Here is a 16,392-nt window from a genome sequence, read left to right as displayed (position 1 = left end):
AACAAAGGCCGGCCCGGAAATAGTCCCGGGTCCGGCCTTTGTGCGACAGGGGCGATTCGCCCCGATTCAGTGGCAATTAATAGCGGTAATGGTCCGGCTTGAAGGGGCCCTTCTCGCCGATGCCGAGATACTTCGACTGCACCGGGGTGAGCTTGGTCAGCTTGGCGCCAACCTTTTCCAGATGCAGGCTGGCGACCTTCTCATCGAGATGCTTGGGCAGGGTATAGACCTGCTTTTCGTACTTGCCGGGGTTTGTCCAGAGTTCCATCTGCGCCAGCACCTGGTTGGTGAAAGACGCGCTCATCACGAAGCTCGGATGGCCGGTGGCATTGCCCAGGTTGACCAGGCGGCCTTCCGACAGAACGATGATGCGCTTCTTGTCAGGGAATTCGACCTCGTCCACCTGCGGCTTCACATTGTGCCACTTCAGGTTCTTCAGGGCACCGATCTGAATCTCGGAGTCGAAGTGACCGATGTTGCACACGATGGCGCGATGTTTCATGGCGCGCATGTGTTCGATGGTGATGACATCCAGGTTGCCGGTGGCGGTGACGAAGATGTCGCCCCTCGGCGCGGCATCTTCCATGGTCACGACCTCATAGCCTTCCATCGCCGCCTGCAGCGCGCAGATCGGATCGATTTCGGTGACCATGACGCGGCAGCCGGCATTGCGCAGGCTGGCAGCCGAACCCTTGCCCACGTCGCCGTAGCCGGCGATGACGGCGATCTTGCCGGCCATCATCACATCGGTACCGCGGCGGATGCCGTCGACCAGGCTTTCGCGGCAGCCATAGAGATTGTCGAACTTCGACTTGGTCACGCTGTCGTTCACGTTGATCGCCGGGAACAGCAGGCGGCCTTCCTTGGCCATGACATAAAGGCGATGCACGCCGGTGGTGGTTTCCTCGGTCACGCCCTTGATCGCGGCGCCCATCTTGGAATACCAGCCCGGCGAGGTCTTCAGCTTCTTGGCGATCGCGGCATAGAGGACGGTCTCTTCCTCATTGGTCGGCTTCGAGATCACCGAAGCGTCCTTCTCGGCCTGCATGCCCAGGTGGATCAGCAGCGTGGCGTCGCCGCCATCGTCCAGGATCATGTTCGGGGTGCCGCCATCGGCCCATTCGAAGATCTTGTGGGTGTAATCCCAGTATTCTTCCAGCGTCTCGCCCTTCACGGCGAAGACCGGGATGCCGGCTGCGGCAATGGCGGCGGCGGCATGGTCCTGGGTCGAGTAGATGTTGCATGAGGCCCAGCGGATATCGGCGCCGAGCGCTTTCAGAGTCTCGATCAGCACGCCGGTCTGGATTGTCATGTGCAGCGAGCCGGCGATGCGGGCGCCCTTGAGCGGCTGCGACTTGCCGAATTCGGCACGGGTGGCCATCAGACCGGGCATCTCGGTCTCGGCCATGTCCAGCTCCTTGCGGCCCCAGTCGGCCAGACCGATGTCTTTAACGATATAATCCGCGCTCATTTCGGCAGCTCCAGTTGGTGAGATTTCACACTGGGCGCGGATATAGCAGGGGGCAGGCTGGCCTGTCCAGTTCTATATAAAGAAATCTTTATATAGGTATATAGATTTTAAGGTCTGCTTATTCGGATTCCCCAAATTTGCCCTCCACCAGGGTGATCAGGGCCTCCATGGCGGCCACAGCCTCGGCCCCGGCCGCCGTGATCTCGATGCTGCTGCCCTGGGTTCCGGCCAGCATCATCAGGCCCATGATCGATTCCCCATTAACGGTCTGGCCGTCCTTGGAAACTTGGATCTTGGCCTGCGGGAAACGCGCGACCACCTGGACAAACTTCGCCGCCGCACGGGCATGCAGCCCGCGCTGGTTGGGAATTGTGACGCTGCGCTTGAGCGGCGCGCCATTCGATGTCGCAGCATCCATCAGGCGGATTCCCCCGCCAGGAGCTTGGAGGCGACATTGATGTATTTGCGGCCGGCTTCCTGGCCGGCACTGACCGCGGCCGCCAGGTCCGACTTGGCGCGTACGCTGGCCAGCTTGATCAGCATCGGCAGGTTAACGCCGGCGATCACCTCAACCTTGGCCTGATCCATGATCGAGATGGCCAGGTTGGATGGCGTGCCGCCGAACATGTCGGTCAGCACGATCACGCCCTTGCCGTTTTCAACGGCGGCAACGGCGGCGAGGATGTCCTGCCGGCGCTGTTCCATATCGTCATCAGGGCCGATGCAGACGGCGCGCATGTTCTTCTGCGGTCCAACCACATGCTCGGTAGCGTGAATGAATTCTTCGGCAAGACGGCCGTGAGTGACGACGACAATACCGATCATGGGACGCTGTCGATCTTGTGGCTGGTCATGGGGCTGGGGTTCCTCGTCGGCTGCGGCTCAGGCCAAGGTCAGACTGGGGCCAGATCGCGGTCGCGGTGACGGATATCGACACGTTGGCCAGTGTCGCGCAAGTGTTTGCCAAGTGCCTCGGCAACCACAACGGAACGGTGGCGGCCGCCTGTGCAACCGATTGCAATGGTCAGATAGCGTTTGCCCTCAGCGGCATAACGCGGCACCAGATTATCGATCATGTCGCGCAGCTGTCCAAAAAAGCCGGCATAGGCCGGATCGGCGGAGACGTAATTCGCCACGCCGGGATCGGTGCCGGTCTGCGGGCGCAGGATTTCATCGTAATGGGGGTTGCGCAGGAAGCGCACATCGAACACCAAATCCGCCTCGCGCGGCAGGCCGAGTTTGTAGGAAAACGAGAGTACCATGATACTAAGGCCGGGCAGGGCGTCCAGCGCGAATTGCGCGGCCAGAACCTGCCGGAATTCGGGCAAAGTGACTGTCGAGGTATCGATCACCAGGTCGGCCTCAGCCCGTAACGGCAGCATCAGCCGTCGTTCGGCGACGATGCCGTCAGTGATCGGGCGATCTCCCGCAAGCGGATGCCGCCGGCGGGTCGCGGTGAAACGCTTGAGCAGGACTTCGTCTTCGCAGTCGAAATACAGCAGCTGCACGGCCAGGTCGGAACGCTGCTTCAACTCGCCCAGCAGGGCAATCAGGCGGTCGGGCTGAAAATCGCGGGTGCGACTGTCCACGCCCACAGCGATGGCGCGGCGCGGCCGCAGGCCTGGTTCCGCATCGCCGCCGTCATCCGATACGGCCAGCCGGCGCAGCAATGGCAGCGGCAGGTTATCGACCGCCTCGTAGCCGTAATCCTCAAGCAGCTTGAGCGCGGTGGTTTTGCCGGCGCCGGAGAGGCCACTGACGACGACGAGACGGATCGGATCAGCAGCGGCATCCATGGTCAGGCTTGACGCTTGAGCCGTGTGGCGATGGGGTTTTCCCCAAGACGGATATCTTCCGGGCGGATTTCGTCAGGCCGGAACAGCGTGCCGGCGACGGCACGCGCCAGCGCCCATCTTACCTTCACAGCGACACTGCCCTCAAAGGCATGCAGCGACAGGCAGGGCAGCTCGACATCGAGAACGTTTTCAAAGCGCGGCTCGGGCAGGCGCGGCACATTGTCCGGCGACACGAGGTCGATCAGCAGTGCCAGCGGTGTCGGCGGCGCGGCCGGATGCGAAACCGGCCCCAGGCCGCGAATTTCCAGCAGGCCACGCAAAGCCGGCGGCGCACTGGCGATCAATCGGTCGCCGTCGCGCAGCAGGCATGTCCGGTCGTCGGCGACAAGGCCGGCGCCGGCGTCGAGCAGACGAAGCGTCAGATCGGATTTGCCAGCACCGGAGGGGCCGCGGAGCAGCACCGCTGCGCCGGTAATCGCCACGCAGCTAGCATGAAGGGTCAGCATGGGCGCGCAGCCTGCCGGGGTGCCCTGACAGAGTCAATACATCCTTATGCAGAGTTGCTTTGGTTAACGGCTACAATGGCAACCGGACCGTGAAACAGGCGCCAGTTTGTCCATCGCCGCGATTTTCGGCATGAATGTCGCCGCCGAGCGATTGCACCACCTGGCGGGCAATCGACAGTCCGAGGCCCGAATGCAGACCGAAGGCCTCCGAGGCCGGACGTTCGCTGTAGAAGCGTTCGAAGATCGATTCCAGGTTGTCGACAGGGATGCCCGGGCCTTCATCGGCCACACTGAACATGACATGGCGCGGCTCGCGCTTCACCGTCACGGTGATGGTGCCCCCCTGCGGGCAGAAGGAAATCGCGTTGTCGATCAGGTTCCGCGCCACCTGCCCGATCCGGCTTTCAAAACCCGGCGCCAGATACGGGCCGGGTTCGATCAGCGTCAGCACGATTTTCGGTCCGGTTTCGGACAGCCGAGCAGAATAGGTTTCCACCACCGAGCGCAGCATTTCAGCAATATCCAGCGGCTGCGCTTCGCTGCGCGCGAGTTCGGCATCCAGCCGGGACGCGCCGGAAATATCGGTGATCAGGCGGTCCATGCGGCGGACATCGTCCTGCATGACGGCCAGCAGCCGGTCGCGCAATTCCGGTTTCTCCGTACGCTGGAAAGTTTCCATGGCGCTGCGCAGCGAAGTGAGCGGATTCTTGATTTCATGCGACACGTCGGCGGCGAAGCGCTCGATGGCGTCCAGTCGCTGCGACAGGGCTGCCGTCATCGCGCGCAGAACGCTCGACAGGTCGCCGATCTCATCTTCGCGTCCCGAATAGTCCGGCAGTGACAGGTGTGCAATACGACCCTTGGCGGCGCGGATTCGTTCTGCCGCTTCCGCCAGCCGGTGAATCGGGCGCACGATGGCGCCGGCGAGATAGAGCGAGGCCAGCACGGTGAAGCCGAGGACCGCGGCGAAGACCTTCAGCACTCCCAGTCGTTCCTCACGAACGCGGGCATCCAGTTCGGCGCTGTCGACATTCAGGAGCAATGCGCCGACCACCTTGCGCAGGCCCTGCACCGGCACTGCCACCGACAGCATGATTCGGCCATCAGGCAGGTCGCGCAGCTGCTCGCCGCGGTCGCCGGTCAGCGCACGGCGCGCTTCCGGGTAATCGTTGGCATGGGTGAATGGCAGTTCGACATATTTCGGCAGGTTCAGCGTGGTCATGAACAGGGCGTTGATCTTGTCGTACAGGCCGACCAGCGCCTGCTCCCAGGGCGTGTCGATATTGGGCGGCGGCAGCTGACGGGTGACCACGCCGCGGCCGGCGGCCAGCAGCAGGCGGCTGTCGGCGAGCAGTTCGCCTTCCGTATCGAAGAGCCGGGCCCGTGCGCTTGACTGTGCCGACAGGCGACGCAGCAACTGGCGCGCCAGCTCGGGCTCAAGCGTGGGGGCGAATTCCGACGGGCTGATCGCCGACTCGCCCAGGGCGCCGGCGATCAGGTCTGCCTCGTAGCGCAGGGCCGTCAGCCGTGTGTCGATCAGGCTGAGGCGAAACTGGTCGAGATAGAAAAACGCCAGCACAAGCGCAATCGGCGCTGCCAGATTGATCAGCAGGATGCGACGCGTCAGCGGCGACATCAGCCGCCGTCGCGGAGACTGATCGGTCACCGCCTGCTCTCCATGCTGGGCTTCCCTCCGGCCGTTATGACAGGCTTATGCCGGCTGTTCCTTGAAGCGATAGCCGACGCCATACAGAGTCTCGATCGAGTCGAAGCTGTCATCGACCATCTTGAACTTCTTGCGCAGTCGCTTGATGTGGCTGTCGATCGTGCGGTCATCGACATAGACATTGTCGTCGTAGGCCGCATCCATCAACTGGTCGCGGTTTTTCACATGGCCCGGCCGTTGCGCCAGGGCGTCCAGCAGCAGGAACTCGGTGACTGTGAGCACCACTTCCTCGCCTTTCCAGGTGCAGCGATGCCGCGCCGGATCCAGGCTGAGCGGACCGCGCACCACCATCTTGTCGCTTGCGGTTTCCTCGGCGCCCGGGCGGTTGGCTTCGGCGCGGCGCAGCACCGCCTTGATCCGCTCGATCAGCAGGCGCTGGCTGAAAGGCTTGGTGATATAGTCGTCGGCGCCCATCTTGAGGCCGAGCACTTCGTCGATTTCCTCGTCCTTGGAGGTGAGGAAAATCACCGGCACCTGACTGACGCGACGCAGCCGGCTCAGTGTCTCCATGCCGTCCAGCCGCGGCATCTTGATATCGAGGATGACGAGATCGGGCATCTGCTGGGTCAGATGGCGCAGCGCTTCGGCGCCGTCGTTATAGGTTCGAACCTTATAACCTTCGGCTTCCAGGGCGATGGATACCGAGGTCAGAATGTTGCGGTCGTCATCGACCAGGGCAATCGTGGCGCTCACAGGAGAGAGTCCTTCTGGGAAATCCTTGGATGGTATCGGCCAGGCCGTGTGAAAGTCCCGGAAAACCGGTGATCGTTGTCACACCTATATAGCAAGTCGCTGGCCGGTTTGCAGGGGGCGGGGCAGGGTGGGAGCATGAATTTCACGCCCCTCCTAACGGCTGGACCCGCCGTTCATATCCATCTGGCGGCGACGATTTTGGCGCTGCTGCTCGGAATCATGATGCTGGTCCGTCGCAAGGGTACCGGTTCGCACCGGGCTCTGGGCTGGATCTGGGTCGGTCTGATGCTGACCGCGGCGGTCAGCTCGTTCTGGATCACCGGCATCCGCGGCGGCTACAGCCCGATTCATGCCTTGAGCGTGCTGGTGCTGATTCTGGTGCCGCTGGCTGTGCTGGCGATCCGGCGCGGCAAGATCACCCGGCATCGGATGGCGATGACCGGCCTGTTCTTCGGCGCCCTGGTGATCCCGGGCCTGTTCACCCTGCTGCCCATGCGTCTGCTCGGACGGCTTCTGGGTGACGGCGTGGCCTTACTCACCCTGGCCCAGTAGCAGGCCGCGGCGGCGCGCCGCCTCGAACAGGGCCATGAAGGCCCAGAAGCCGAGCGCCAGATACAGGGCGTTCAGGGCGAAGGCGCCAAACAGCAGATCGCCGCGCAGCACGCCATCCACCAGCAGCGCACGCATGCCCTCGAAGACATAGGCCGGCGGCAGGGCCCAGGCGACAGCCTGCAGCCAGCCGGGCAGCACGCTGACCGGGTAATAGACGGCCGCCACCGGCAGGATCAGGAACATGGCGCCCCAGGCAGCACTTTCGGCGCCCAGGCCATGGCGCATGATCAGGCCGCAGACGGCGATGCCGATGGCCCAGCCGAACATGATCAGGCTGAAGAAGAACGCGGCCAGTGCCAATCCCATGCCGTAGACCGAGAAATCGAAAAAGATCCAGGCCATGAAGCTGACCGGGACCATGCCGAACAATGTCCGGATCAGGCCCATGATCAGGATCGAGGCGGCGAATTCGCCCGGCCGCAGCGGGCTGACGAACAGGTTGCCCAGATTGCGCGACCACATTTCTTCCAGGAAGGAGATCGCCACGCCGAGCTGCACGCGGAACATCGAATCCCACAGCATCATGCCGGCGATGAACACGCCGAAGGCCTGTGCCACATAGGAGGTCTTGCCGGCGAGGAACTGGGTCAGGAAGCCCCACATGATCATCTGCACCGCCGGCCAGTAGATCAGCTCGACGAGTCGGGTCCATGATCCGGACAGCAGATACCAGTGCCGCAGCAGCATGGCGGCCATGCGCTGCAGACTGCAGCTGATGCTGTCGCTGTTCGTGCCTATGCTCATGCCGGGCCTATGCTCATGCGGGGGCGGCCTCCAGCGCTGCCTTGCCCTGGCCGCGGGCGATATCGAGGAACACTTCCTCCAGATTGCGCCGGCCATAACGTTCGATCAGCTCAGGTGCGGTGCCACGGTCAACGATGCGCCCTTCCTTCATCATCAGCACCTGATCGCACAGTCGCTCCACTTCGCTCATGTTATGCGAGGCGAGCAAGATGGTGACACCGAACTCCCGTCGATACTTTTCCAGCAGGCTGCGCACCCAGTCGGCCGTATCGGGATCGAGCGAGGCGGTCGGTTCGTCCAGCAGCAGCAGGTCGGGCTGGTTGATCAGCGCCTTGGCAAGCGCCACGCGGGTCTTCTGCCCGGCTGACAGCGCGCCGGCCGGCCGGTCGAGCAGGGCGGCGAAATTCAGTTCCTCGGCCAGCTGTTCGATGCGTGCGCTGGCCTGCGGCACGGCATACAGTCCGGCAAAGACCTTCAGGTTCTGTCGCACGGTCAGGCGGTGCGGCAGATCGACATAGGGCGAGGAGAAATTCAGCCGTGGCAGGATGTGGTGCCGGTCGCGCAGCATGTCGGTGCCGAGAATGCTGATGCTGCCGGAGGTGGGTTTCAGCAGGCCGAGCAGCATGGCGATCGTGGTGGTCTTGCCGGCGCCGTTACCGCCCAGCAGGGCCGTTACGCTGCCCGGCGTCACCGTGAAGTCGATGCCGGCCACGGCATGCACCGGCTTGTCGGCCGCGCCATAGGTCTTGGCGAGGCCGGCCACAGCAATTGCGGCACTGGTTCCGGGAGCAGGCGGCATGAGCTAAGGTATTTCCACGGCGCGATAAATTTGTTCTGCCCTGATATGGACAGGGCGGACGATTTTGTCTATAACCGCGCGCCGTTGCGGAATAAAGCCCGTAACGCCGGTATCCGGAAGATACCCGTGCCCAGGTAGCTCAGTTGGTAGAGCAGAGGACTGAAAATCCTCGTGTCGGCGGTTCAACTCCGTCCCTGGGCACCATTTTCTCCCCACCCGCATTTGCCCTGGCCTAAAACCGCCGCATCGCCGCTCCGATGCGGTCCAGATGCCGCCGCCGCATATCCGGCGTCGCCACGTTCATGTGGTAACAGGCGAGATAGTCGACCCGTCGCCCGCCGGCCAATGCCCGCAGATAGCGCGTGATCACTTTGCGCGGCGGATCGCCCATGAAAAACGCCATCCAGCGCGGTCGTCCGTATGTGGTCACGGCAGCAATCTTTTTCAGATGCGTCAGGGCCGGCTTCACATCGGCCGGGTCGCTGATGTCGAAAGCGACGCCGGGCATCAGCACGCGGTCGAACCAGCCTTTCAGGATCGCCGGCAACCCGAAGCACCAGACCGGAAAGCACAGGACCAGTGCCTCGGCTGCCAGCAGGCGATCGACATAGGGTTGTACCGGCGCTTGGTTCACCGCGGTGTTGTGGTAATTCAGCCGCTCCTCGCGGCTCAGCACCGGATTGAAGCCTTCGGCATAGAGGTCGCAATCGTCGACATCATGGCCGGCGGCGCGCAGCGCCTCAATCACACGGTGATGCAGCGCGGCATGGAAACTGGTTTCCACCGGATGGGCATAGAGAACCAGAACCCGCATCAGCCGGCTTTGTCCTTGGCGTCATCAGGTGGCAGGCTGTCGCGGATCGCCTTCAGCCTGGCATGCAGCGCATCGTCGCGGATGCGCGGCAGCAGCCGGTCCAGTTCGGTGGCGATTTCCGCCGGCGACAGATAGCCGCGCCAGGCGTCCGGCGCCTCGTCCAGACTGCAGACGGCAGAAGCGGGCGGTTGCGGTTCATCCATGCCGGCAGTTTAGCGCAGGACCGGGCTGCTGTCGTCATCGACCTGTCACTGCGTCGGCATCGCGGTGTCACGGATCGCCGCTACCGACTCTTCTCCCAACCACCAAACAGGGGGAATCGGACATGAAACCGATCGCACTTGCCTTGATTTCAGCCGCGTTTTTTACCGGCACCGCCACGATGGCCCCGGCCTGGGCGCAGGACGCGAGACCGTTCCGCGCCACTGTTACCGGCCATGCATTCCTGCCGGCGGAAAGCTTCGTGCCGGCACCGGCCGATGCGCCGGCCATGCTGAAGACCTCAGGCAAATTCACCGGCCCGGCCCGCAACGACAAGCTGCGCAGCGTCGAAGGCGTTTCGGCGCTGTCCGACAAGGCAGCGCCGCGCAAGATCGGCATCAGTCTGCCCTTCGAGGGCCAGCCGGTGCAGGGGTTCTCCGGCATCAGGTCGCTGGGCAACGGCGAATTTATGGTGGTCACGGACAACGGCTTTGGCAGCAAGGCCAATTCGCCCGATGCCATGCTGATGTTCCATCGCCTGAAGATCGACTTCGTGGGCGGGCAGATTCAGCGGCAGGAAACCCTGTTCCTGCATGACCCGGACAAGAAAGTGCCGTTCCTGATCGTCAACGAAGGCACCGACAAGCGTTATCTCACCGGCGCCGATTTCGACCTGGAATCGATGCAGCCGGTCGGCGATACAATCTGGTTCGGCGAGGAATTCGGCCCCTACCTGATCGCCACCGACCGTCAGGGCAAGGTGAAGCAGATCGTCGAGACCAAGGTGAACGGCAAGCCGGTGCGCTCGCCCGATCATTATGCCGTGCGTACACCGGGCGCGCCGGGTGCGGTCGCTTTCGAATCGCGCCGCAGCAAGGGCTATGAAGGCATGGCCGCCAGCAAGGACGGCAAGTTCCTCTATCCGCTGCTGGAAGGCGCTTTGTGGGATGCGGCGGCCAACGGCACCGAGAAGGGCGCCGATGGCAAGGAATACCTGCGCATCCTCGAATTCGATCTGGCCAAGACCGACTGGACCGGCCGCAGCTGGAAATACCGCCTCGAAGTCAACGGCAACAGCATCGGCGACTTCAACATGATCGACGCCAACAGCGGCATGATCATCGAGCGCGACGATACCGAGGGCAGCCAGGCGCAGGCCTGCAAGGGCGAAGTCAAGCCCGACTGCTTCAACAAGCCCGCGAAATTCAAGCGCGTCTACAAGATCGACCTCAGCCAGGCCGATGCCGATGGCTATGTGAAGAAGGTCGGCTATATCGACCTGATGGATATGGCCGACCCGAACAGGAAGGCCAAGCAGGGCGGCGAAGCGGGTGAGGGCGGCCAACGCCTGACCTTCCCCTTCTTCACCATCGAGAATGTCGATGTTGTCGATGCCACGCATATCATCGTCGGCAACGACAACAACCTGCCTTTCTCCTCGGGCCGCAAGCTCGGTAAAAGCGACGACAACGAGTTCGTCCTTCTGGAAGTGAAGGATTTCCTGGCTGCGAAGTAAGCAGGATTTCCAAAAGCACCCGGCCGGTCCAATTTTCTCGATACCGGCCGGCCGGGTGTCTTTACGGCTGTATGGCGGCCTTGATCCAGGCCAGGGCTTCGGCGGTGCCGACAACGGGCGTGGTCAGATGGGTGGCTGCGACTTCCAGGTACCGGCTTTTGGGATTGGCCGGCAGCTTGCTGAAGGCGTAATCGCGACCGCGGCGGAACATGGGGTCCTTGTCGCCGATCACCCACAGCACGGGGATCTGCGCCGGAATGCGCGCTGCGGTGCGAGACATCTCGGCGTCCGAATTGGGGTCGAAATAGCTCAGGTAATTCCTCGCCGTTGTGCGCACCTTGATCGATGTGCCCTGGTTGCTGTCTTCGAAATCCCTGCGCGTGTCGCCCTGGCCGGCCGCCACCAGGCGGCGGGCTTCGTCGATGCTGTCATGCACGGCCCGCAGCGGCGGGAAATTATAGTAACTGTCGGGGACATGGCCGGGTGCCAGCAGCACCAGGGCATCCACCGTGCCGTATTTGACTGCATAGCCCATCGCTGCCGGGCAGCCCATGCTGTGCCCGGCAATCACGATCCTGGTCGCCCCCTTGTCGCGCAGGCTTTTCACATGGCGGTCGATTTCCGCCATGGCCTGATCCCAGTCGCCGTCGATATAGCGGCGCGCCGACCACGGCATGTCCGGCATCAGGGTGATCATACCGTCATTCGCTAGGGCGGATCTGAACTGCCCCGAATAGGGGTCGTTCTGGCTGCCGGGGCTTTTGCCGTGCAGCACCAGCACGCCGATGCGCTCCTGGGCCTGCCCCGGCAGGGCGGCGAAAGTCAAAAAGGCGGCCAGAAGCGTGGCCAGGCAGCCGAAACGCATGGATTCCCCCGATTTCAGGTGGCCAGTATGCTGCCCTGCCCCGACAGCAGCAAGCCGGTCGCTATGCTTGCCGCCAGAGTCGCCGCCCCGTAGATTGCGGCATCCTGTTCTGTCTGCCTGATTCGCCGGTCCCTGCGTGTCGGGCCCTTACTGTGACCCGCAATGCTCAATCCCCGTATCGACGAACTCAGCGACTACCCCTTCGCCCGCCTGCGCACCCTGCTCGATTCCGAGCCACTGCCGGCCGGCATGGCGCCGATCAATCTTTCGATCGGCGAGCCGTCGCATCCGCTGCCGCCAATGGTGATCGAGCAGATGACGGCGGACCTCAGCATTCTCAATCGCTATCCCACCATCAACGGTACGCCGGAATTTCGCGCCGCCTGCGCCGCCTGGATCACGCGCCGCTACAAGCTGCCGGAAGCCCTGATTGAGCCGGAAACGCAGATCGTCGCGCTGACCGGCACGCGCGAAGGTCTGTACATGATCGCCAATGTGATCGTGCCGCAGAAAAAAGGTCCGAAGGGCGAGCGCCCGCTGGTGCTGATGCCCAATCCGTTCTACCAGACCTATGTCGGCGCCGCTGTGGCGGCCGGCGCCGATCCGTATTTCATGCCGGCAACTGCAGAGAACGGCTTCCTGCCCGATTTCAAATCGCTGGACAGGGAGACGCTGGAACGCACGGCGCTGGTCTATATCTGCTCGCCGGCCAATCCGCAGGGTGCGGTGGCCAGCGTGGACTATCTTGCGCATCTGATCGAACTGGCGCGACAGTATGATTTCGTCGTCGCCTTCGATGAATGCTATGCCGAGATTTACGATCAGGTGCCGCCGCCGGGCGGCCTGGACGCGGCACTGCATCTGGCTGGCAGCAAGGTCGGCCAGGATGCGCTGAAGAATATCGTGGTGTTCCATTCGCTGTCCAAGCGCTCCAGCGCGCCGGGCCTGCGTTCCGGTTTCTGCACCGGCGACCTGGAGATCACCAAGGCCTTCATCAAGCTGCGCAATTACGGCTGCACCGGCATGATGATGCCGGTGGCGGCGGCCTCGGCCGCACTGTGGCGCGACGAGGCCCATGTCGAGCAGAACCGGGCGATGTACCGTCAGAAATTCGACATGGCGCAGAATGTCCTGGGCAACCGCTTCGGCTTTTTCCGGCCGGCCGGCGGGTTCTACCTCTGGCTCGATGTTGGCGACCCCGAGGCCATGGCGCTGCGGCTGTGGCGCGAGGCGGCCATCCGCAGCCTGCCGGGCAATTACCTGACCCGGCCGGAAAACGGCGGAGAACGGGCCGGAAAAACCTATCTGCGGCTCGCCCTGGTGTCGGATATCGAGACCACAAAGGTTGCGCTTCAACGCATTGGTAACGTTCTGGGGGGTTAACTGATCAGGCTAGGGCGAATCGGCCCGGGTCGGCGGCCGTGTCTGCGCGCCGGTATGGTTAATCTGTGAGGAACGGCATGGCTGCCAGGTCCAAGAAGAAGCGGTCTTTCTTCCCCGAGGGATTCGACGATTTTCTGAGCATGCGGGCCCGCGAGGGCGGCGGCATCCTGATCCTCGGTCTGGGCTTCCTGCTGGCGCTGGCGCTGGCGAGCTTCGATCCGGCCGATCCGAATTTCAATCACGCCACGCCGCTGGCGCCCAGGAACTGGCTCGGCCTGCCGGGCGCCTATATCTCCGACGTGCTGCTGCAGACGCTCGGCCTCTCGGCCTGGCTCTTCGTGCTGCTGCTGGCCAGTTGGGGCTTCCGCATCGTGTCGCATCGCGGCCTGCCGCGCTGGTGGTTGAATGTGGCGCTGGTGCCGCTCACCCTGATCCTGTTTGCGGCCTTTGCCGCCGCGCTGCCGGTGCCCACGGTCTGGGCGCTGCGCGCGGGCCTGGGCGGCGTGGTCGGCGATTTCATTCTCTATCACCAGCTGGTGCCATTCGGCGTCATGTTCGGCCTGCCGATTTCCGCGGTGCTGCCGGCGGTACTCTGTTTCGGCTTCGCGGTGCTGTGCTTCTACTTCGCTTCCGGCCTCAGCATGGGAGAATGGCGCAGCATGGGGGCCGGCCTGGGCTTTGGTGCGGCGGCTACCGCTGGTCTGGCGGCGCAGGGTATCTATCATTCCGGTAAAGCGGCCATGCGCGCCGGCCAGGAAACCCAGGGCTTTTTCGGCCGGCTGAAGGCCGCCTTCAGCCGTGACGACGAGGACGACAAGCCGGTGATCCGCAAGGCCGAGCCGAGTTTCGGTAAGGCTAGGAAAGCGGCCGTCGAGGATGACTATGTCGATCCCGATGATCTTGATGAGGCGGAAGACGACGAGAATGATCTGCCGCGCCTGCCCACGGCCAAGCGGGCCGACGAGGGCCGTGTCACCCGCCGTATCGAAAAGCCCAGGACAGGGGTACGCGCTGCCCGCGAAGCGCAGACCACGCTCAATCTGGGCGATGCCGGCGATTTCGAACTGCCGGAACTCTCGCTGCTGAAGCCGCCGCCGGCCGATACCGCGCGCGAAAAGATCAACGAGGATGCGCTGGAGCAGAATGCCCGCATGCTCGAGTCAGTGTTGAACGAATTCGGCGTGCAGGGCGAGATCACCAAGGTGCGCCCCGGCCCGGTCGTCACGCTCTACGAACTCGAACCAGCACCCGGTACCAAGTCCAGCCGCGTGATCGGCCTCAGCGACGATATCGCCCGCTCGATGAGTGCGCTGTCCGCCCGCGTCGCCGTCATTCCCGGTCGCAATGCCATCGGCATCGAACTGCCCAATGCCAGGCGCGAGACGGTCTATCTGCGCGAGCTGCTGGGCTCGGCCGAATTCGAGAGCCCGTCCACCAAGCTGGGCCTGGCGCTGGGCAAGGATATCGGCGGCTCGGCCATCATCGCCGACCTGACCAAGATGCCGCATCTGCTCGTTGCCGGCACCACCGGCTCGGGCAAGTCGGTGGCGATCAACACCATGATCCTGTCGCTGCTCTATAAGCTGACGCCGGATCAGTGCCGTTTCATCATGGTCGATCCGAAGATGCTTGAACTCTCCGTCTATGACGGCATCCCGCATCTGCTGGCCCCGGTGGTCACCGAGCCGGGCAAGGCGGTGGTGGCGCTGAAATGGACCGTGCGCGAGATGGAGGACCGCTATCGCAAGATGTCGGAACTCGGCGTGCGCAATATCGCCAGCTACAACGAGCGTCTGGCCCAGGCGCGCGCCAAGGAAGAAAAGCTTGGCCGGACTGTGCAGACCGGCTTTGACGAGGCCGGCAAGCCGATCTACGAAGAGCGTCCGATCGATCTCAATCCGCTGCCCTTCATCGTCGTCATCGTCGATGAGCTGGCCGACCTCATGCTGGTCGCCGGCAAGGATATCGAGGCCGCCATCCAGCGCCTGGCGCAGATGGCGCGTGCTGCCGGCATCCATCTGATCATGGCTACCCAGCGCCCGTCGGTCGATGTCATCACCGGCACGATCAAGGCCAATTTCCCGACCCGTATCTCTTTCCAGGTAACATCGAAGATCGACAGCCGCACCATCCTGGGCGAGCAGGGCGCCGAGCAGCTGCTGGGCATGGGTGACATGCTGTTCATGCCGGGCGCCGGCCGCATCAGCCGCGTGCACGGCCCGTTCGTTTCGGACGAAGAGGTCGAACGCGTGGTCAAGACGCTGAAGGACCAGGCCGAGCCGATATATGTCGAGGCGGTGACCGCCGATGCCGATGGCGGCAAATACGGTGCGCCGGGCGGGGGCGGCGAGGGCGGCAGCGAGGAAGACACGCTGTACGACCAGGCCGTGGCGCTGGTCTGCCGCGAGCGCAAGGCCAGCACGTCCTTCATCCAGCGTCATCTGCAGATTGGCTACAATCGCGCCGCCCGCATCATGGAGCGCATGGAAAAGGAAGGCGTGGTCGGTGGTGCCAACCATGTAGGCAAGCGCGAAGTGCTCGCCCGCAACATCGAGGCGGCGGAGTAGGCGCTTCCGGATTGGGGATCGAAAAGCCCGGCTTCCATGCCGGGCTTTTTTATTGTGCGAGCGTCAGCGCTGCCGCACGTGCGGTCTTTAATGCACGTTTCGATTCAACCGGATCATGTTGCAGTGCGCGTGCCAGCAAAAGGCCGCCGACCAGTACCGACAGCACGGCCTGCGCGCGGTCTTGTTGTTGCTTGCGGGTTGGCGCCACGATCTGTTCGGCGAACAGCGCCAGCAGCCTCGCGATTCCATCCTCGTAAGCAGCCTGAATCACTCCACCGGCACGCTGGGCCTCCATGCCGACGCTCGCCATCACGCAGCCATGCTGCGGCTGGTCGCGATGCGCCTCCGTCAGATAGGTCTCGATCAGGGCCTCCAGCCCCTTGCCCGGCGGTGCTTTGGCGGTGATCGCCTCCAACCTTGCGCGCATATGGGCGAAAGCCGCTTCGACCGCCGCCGCCGCCAGTTCGTCCTTCGACGCGAAATGCCGGTAGAAACCGCCATGGGTCAGGCCGGCTTCGGCCATCACCTCGGCCACGCCGGTTTCGGCCAGGCCCCTGCCGCGGATCATGCGGCCGGCCGTCCTGACGATCTGGCGGCGGGTTTCCGCCTTTTCTTCGGCCGAACGGCGCATGGCAGCCTTTCCCAGATGCAAAAATAGCGCTTGACGAATAGATGATAGCAATCATCTAAATAGGAGAG

At 63.4% G+C, this 16,392-nt stretch carries 17 protein-coding genes and 1 tRNA gene; 5 read left to right on the top strand and 13 right to left on the bottom strand.

Annotation, left to right across the window (positions count from 1 at the left end; all coding sequences use genetic code 11):
* Positions 1–76: 76 nt before the first annotated feature.
* The 7 genes from ahcY to OJJ21_RS21670 form a co-directional block, all read right to left on the bottom strand.
* The gene (gene ahcY, locus OJJ21_RS21700; protein WP_297689784.1) at positions 77–1,471 is read right to left on the bottom strand and encodes an adenosylhomocysteinase; all 1,395 of its coding nucleotides are present in this window, start codon (positions 1,469–1,471) and stop codon (positions 77–79) included.
* Between the two features lie 118 nt (positions 1,472–1,589).
* Entirely contained in the window at positions 1,590–1,889 is a 300-nt protein-coding gene (locus OJJ21_RS21695; RefSeq protein ID WP_297689782.1) for an HPr family phosphocarrier protein, read from the bottom strand.
* A complete protein-coding gene (locus OJJ21_RS21690) occupies positions 1,889–2,296 on the bottom strand; it encodes a PTS sugar transporter subunit IIA (RefSeq protein ID WP_297689780.1) in 408 nt (135 codons plus the stop codon). Before OJJ21_RS21690 ends, OJJ21_RS21695 begins: the two co-directional genes overlap by 1 nt.
* Before the next feature lie 68 nt (positions 2,297–2,364).
* Positions 2,365–3,267 carry an RNase adapter RapZ gene (rapZ, locus tag OJJ21_RS21685; RefSeq protein ID WP_297689779.1) on the bottom strand — a complete coding sequence of 301 codons (903 nt, stop codon included), beginning with the start codon at positions 3,265–3,267 and terminating at the stop codon, positions 2,365–2,367.
* 2 nt (positions 3,268–3,269) lie between these two features.
* Complete coding sequence (locus OJJ21_RS21680; protein WP_297689777.1) at positions 3,270–3,773, bottom strand: HPr kinase/phosphatase C-terminal domain-containing protein; 504 nt, start codon at positions 3,771–3,773, stop codon at positions 3,270–3,272.
* Positions 3,774–3,843: 70 nt separating this feature from the next.
* Complete coding sequence (locus tag OJJ21_RS21675) at positions 3,844–5,439, bottom strand: stimulus-sensing domain-containing protein (RefSeq protein ID WP_297689775.1); 1,596 nt, start codon at positions 5,437–5,439, stop codon at positions 3,844–3,846.
* A gap of 45 nt (positions 5,440–5,484) precedes the next feature.
* The gene (locus OJJ21_RS21670; protein ID WP_297689773.1) at positions 5,485–6,192 is read right to left on the bottom strand and encodes a response regulator transcription factor; all 708 of its coding nucleotides are present in this window, start codon (positions 6,190–6,192) and stop codon (positions 5,485–5,487) included.
* Between the two features lie 135 nt (positions 6,193–6,327).
* Between OJJ21_RS21670 and OJJ21_RS21665 the strand changes: the two genes are divergently transcribed.
* Positions 6,328–6,744, top strand: a complete 417-nt coding sequence (locus tag OJJ21_RS21665) for a DUF2306 domain-containing protein (RefSeq protein WP_297689772.1) — start codon at positions 6,328–6,330, stop codon at positions 6,742–6,744.
* Here OJJ21_RS21665 and OJJ21_RS21660 read toward each other — a convergent pair.
* Positions 6,724–7,548 carry an ABC transporter permease gene (locus OJJ21_RS21660; RefSeq protein ID WP_297689770.1) on the bottom strand — a complete coding sequence of 275 codons (825 nt, stop codon included), beginning with the start codon at positions 7,546–7,548 and terminating at the stop codon, positions 6,724–6,726. The two genes, OJJ21_RS21665 and OJJ21_RS21660, sit on opposite strands and share 21 nt — an antisense overlap.
* 13 nt (positions 7,549–7,561) lie before the next feature.
* Positions 7,562–8,347, bottom strand: coding sequence for an ABC transporter ATP-binding protein (locus OJJ21_RS21655; RefSeq protein WP_297689769.1), 786 nt, complete (start codon positions 8,345–8,347; stop codon positions 7,562–7,564).
* 128 nt (positions 8,348–8,475) lie between these two features.
* On the opposite strand from OJJ21_RS21655, the gene OJJ21_RS21650 reads away from it, so the two are divergent.
* A tRNA-Phe gene (locus tag OJJ21_RS21650) sits at positions 8,476–8,551 on the top strand.
* A gap of 28 nt (positions 8,552–8,579) precedes the next feature.
* Here OJJ21_RS21650 and OJJ21_RS21645 read toward each other — a convergent pair.
* Entirely contained in the window at positions 8,580–9,161 is a 582-nt protein-coding gene (locus tag OJJ21_RS21645) for an NAD(P)H-dependent oxidoreductase (protein WP_297689767.1), read from the bottom strand.
* A complete protein-coding gene (locus OJJ21_RS21640) occupies positions 9,161–9,364 on the bottom strand; it encodes a hypothetical protein (RefSeq protein WP_297689765.1) in 204 nt (67 codons plus the stop codon). Before OJJ21_RS21640 ends, OJJ21_RS21645 begins: the two co-directional genes overlap by 1 nt.
* 122 nt (positions 9,365–9,486) lie before the next feature.
* Here OJJ21_RS21640 and OJJ21_RS21635 point away from each other — a divergent pair, with 122 nt between their 5' ends.
* Positions 9,487–10,878 (top strand): esterase-like activity of phytase family protein, encoded by a 1,392-nt coding sequence (locus OJJ21_RS21635; RefSeq protein WP_297689763.1) that lies wholly within the window; start codon positions 9,487–9,489, stop codon positions 10,876–10,878.
* Positions 10,879–10,939: 61 nt separating this feature from the next.
* Here the strand turns inward: OJJ21_RS21635 and OJJ21_RS21630 are convergent, their stop codons facing one another.
* Positions 10,940–11,743: an alpha/beta hydrolase gene (locus tag OJJ21_RS21630; protein WP_297689761.1), complete on the bottom strand. Its 804-nt coding sequence runs from the start codon at positions 11,741–11,743 to the stop codon at positions 10,940–10,942.
* 162 nt (positions 11,744–11,905) lie between these two features.
* On the opposite strand from OJJ21_RS21630, the gene OJJ21_RS21625 reads away from it, so the two are divergent.
* Positions 11,906–13,126 carry an aminotransferase class I/II-fold pyridoxal phosphate-dependent enzyme gene (locus tag OJJ21_RS21625; protein WP_297689759.1) on the top strand — a complete coding sequence of 407 codons (1,221 nt, stop codon included), beginning with the start codon at positions 11,906–11,908 and terminating at the stop codon, positions 13,124–13,126.
* Between the two features lie 77 nt (positions 13,127–13,203).
* Positions 13,204–15,693: a DNA translocase FtsK gene (locus OJJ21_RS21620; protein ID WP_297689756.1), complete on the top strand. Its 2,490-nt coding sequence runs from the start codon at positions 13,204–13,206 to the stop codon at positions 15,691–15,693.
* Between the two features lie 49 nt (positions 15,694–15,742).
* Here the strand turns inward: OJJ21_RS21620 and OJJ21_RS21615 are convergent, their stop codons facing one another.
* Positions 15,743–16,324: a TetR/AcrR family transcriptional regulator gene (locus OJJ21_RS21615; RefSeq protein WP_297689754.1), complete on the bottom strand. Its 582-nt coding sequence runs from the start codon at positions 16,322–16,324 to the stop codon at positions 15,743–15,745.
* Between the last annotated feature and the right edge of the window lie 68 nt (positions 16,325–16,392).

It is taken from the genome of Ferrovibrio sp. (assembly GCF_025869515.1).
Taxonomy (GTDB): Bacteria; Pseudomonadota; Alphaproteobacteria; order Ferrovibrionales; family Ferrovibrionaceae; genus Ferrovibrio.
Note: the sequence above shows the minus strand (reverse complement) of the source record. Positions and strands in the feature narration are given on the sequence as shown.

Coding starts and splice junctions, on each gene's coding strand:
- OJJ21_RS21635 (WP_297689763.1), top strand. CDS start 9,487: ATGAAACCGATCGCACTTGCCTTGATTTCAGCCGCGTTTTTTACCGGC.
- OJJ21_RS21690 (WP_297689780.1), bottom strand. CDS start 2,296: ATGATCGGTATTGTCGTCGTCACTCACGGCCGTCTTGCCGAAGAATTC.
- OJJ21_RS21640 (WP_297689765.1), bottom strand. CDS start 9,364: ATGGATGAACCGCAACCGCCCGCTTCTGCCGTCTGCAGTCTGGACGAG.
- OJJ21_RS21695 (WP_297689782.1), bottom strand. CDS start 1,889: ATGGATGCTGCGACATCGAATGGCGCGCCGCTCAAGCGCAGCGTCACA.
- OJJ21_RS21630 (WP_297689761.1), bottom strand. CDS start 11,743: ATGCGTTTCGGCTGCCTGGCCACGCTTCTGGCCGCCTTTTTGACTTTC.
- OJJ21_RS21680 (WP_297689777.1), bottom strand. CDS start 3,773: ATGCTGACCCTTCATGCTAGCTGCGTGGCGATTACCGGCGCAGCGGTG.
- OJJ21_RS21615 (WP_297689754.1), bottom strand. CDS start 16,324: ATGCGCCGTTCGGCCGAAGAAAAGGCGGAAACCCGCCGCCAGATCGTC.
- OJJ21_RS21625 (WP_297689759.1), top strand. CDS start 11,906: ATGCTCAATCCCCGTATCGACGAACTCAGCGACTACCCCTTCGCCCGC.
- rapZ (WP_297689779.1), bottom strand. CDS start 3,267: ATGGATGCCGCTGCTGATCCGATCCGTCTCGTCGTCGTCAGTGGCCTC.
- ahcY (WP_297689784.1), bottom strand. CDS start 1,471: ATGAGCGCGGATTATATCGTTAAAGACATCGGTCTGGCCGACTGGGGC.
- OJJ21_RS21655 (WP_297689769.1), bottom strand. CDS start 8,347: ATGCCGCCTGCTCCCGGAACCAGTGCCGCAATTGCTGTGGCCGGCCTC.
- OJJ21_RS21665 (WP_297689772.1), top strand. CDS start 6,328: ATGAATTTCACGCCCCTCCTAACGGCTGGACCCGCCGTTCATATCCAT.
- OJJ21_RS21660 (WP_297689770.1), bottom strand. CDS start 7,548: ATGAGCATAGGCACGAACAGCGACAGCATCAGCTGCAGTCTGCAGCGC.
- OJJ21_RS21620 (WP_297689756.1), top strand. CDS start 13,204: ATGGCTGCCAGGTCCAAGAAGAAGCGGTCTTTCTTCCCCGAGGGATTC.
- OJJ21_RS21645 (WP_297689767.1), bottom strand. CDS start 9,161: ATGCGGGTTCTGGTTCTCTATGCCCATCCGGTGGAAACCAGTTTCCAT.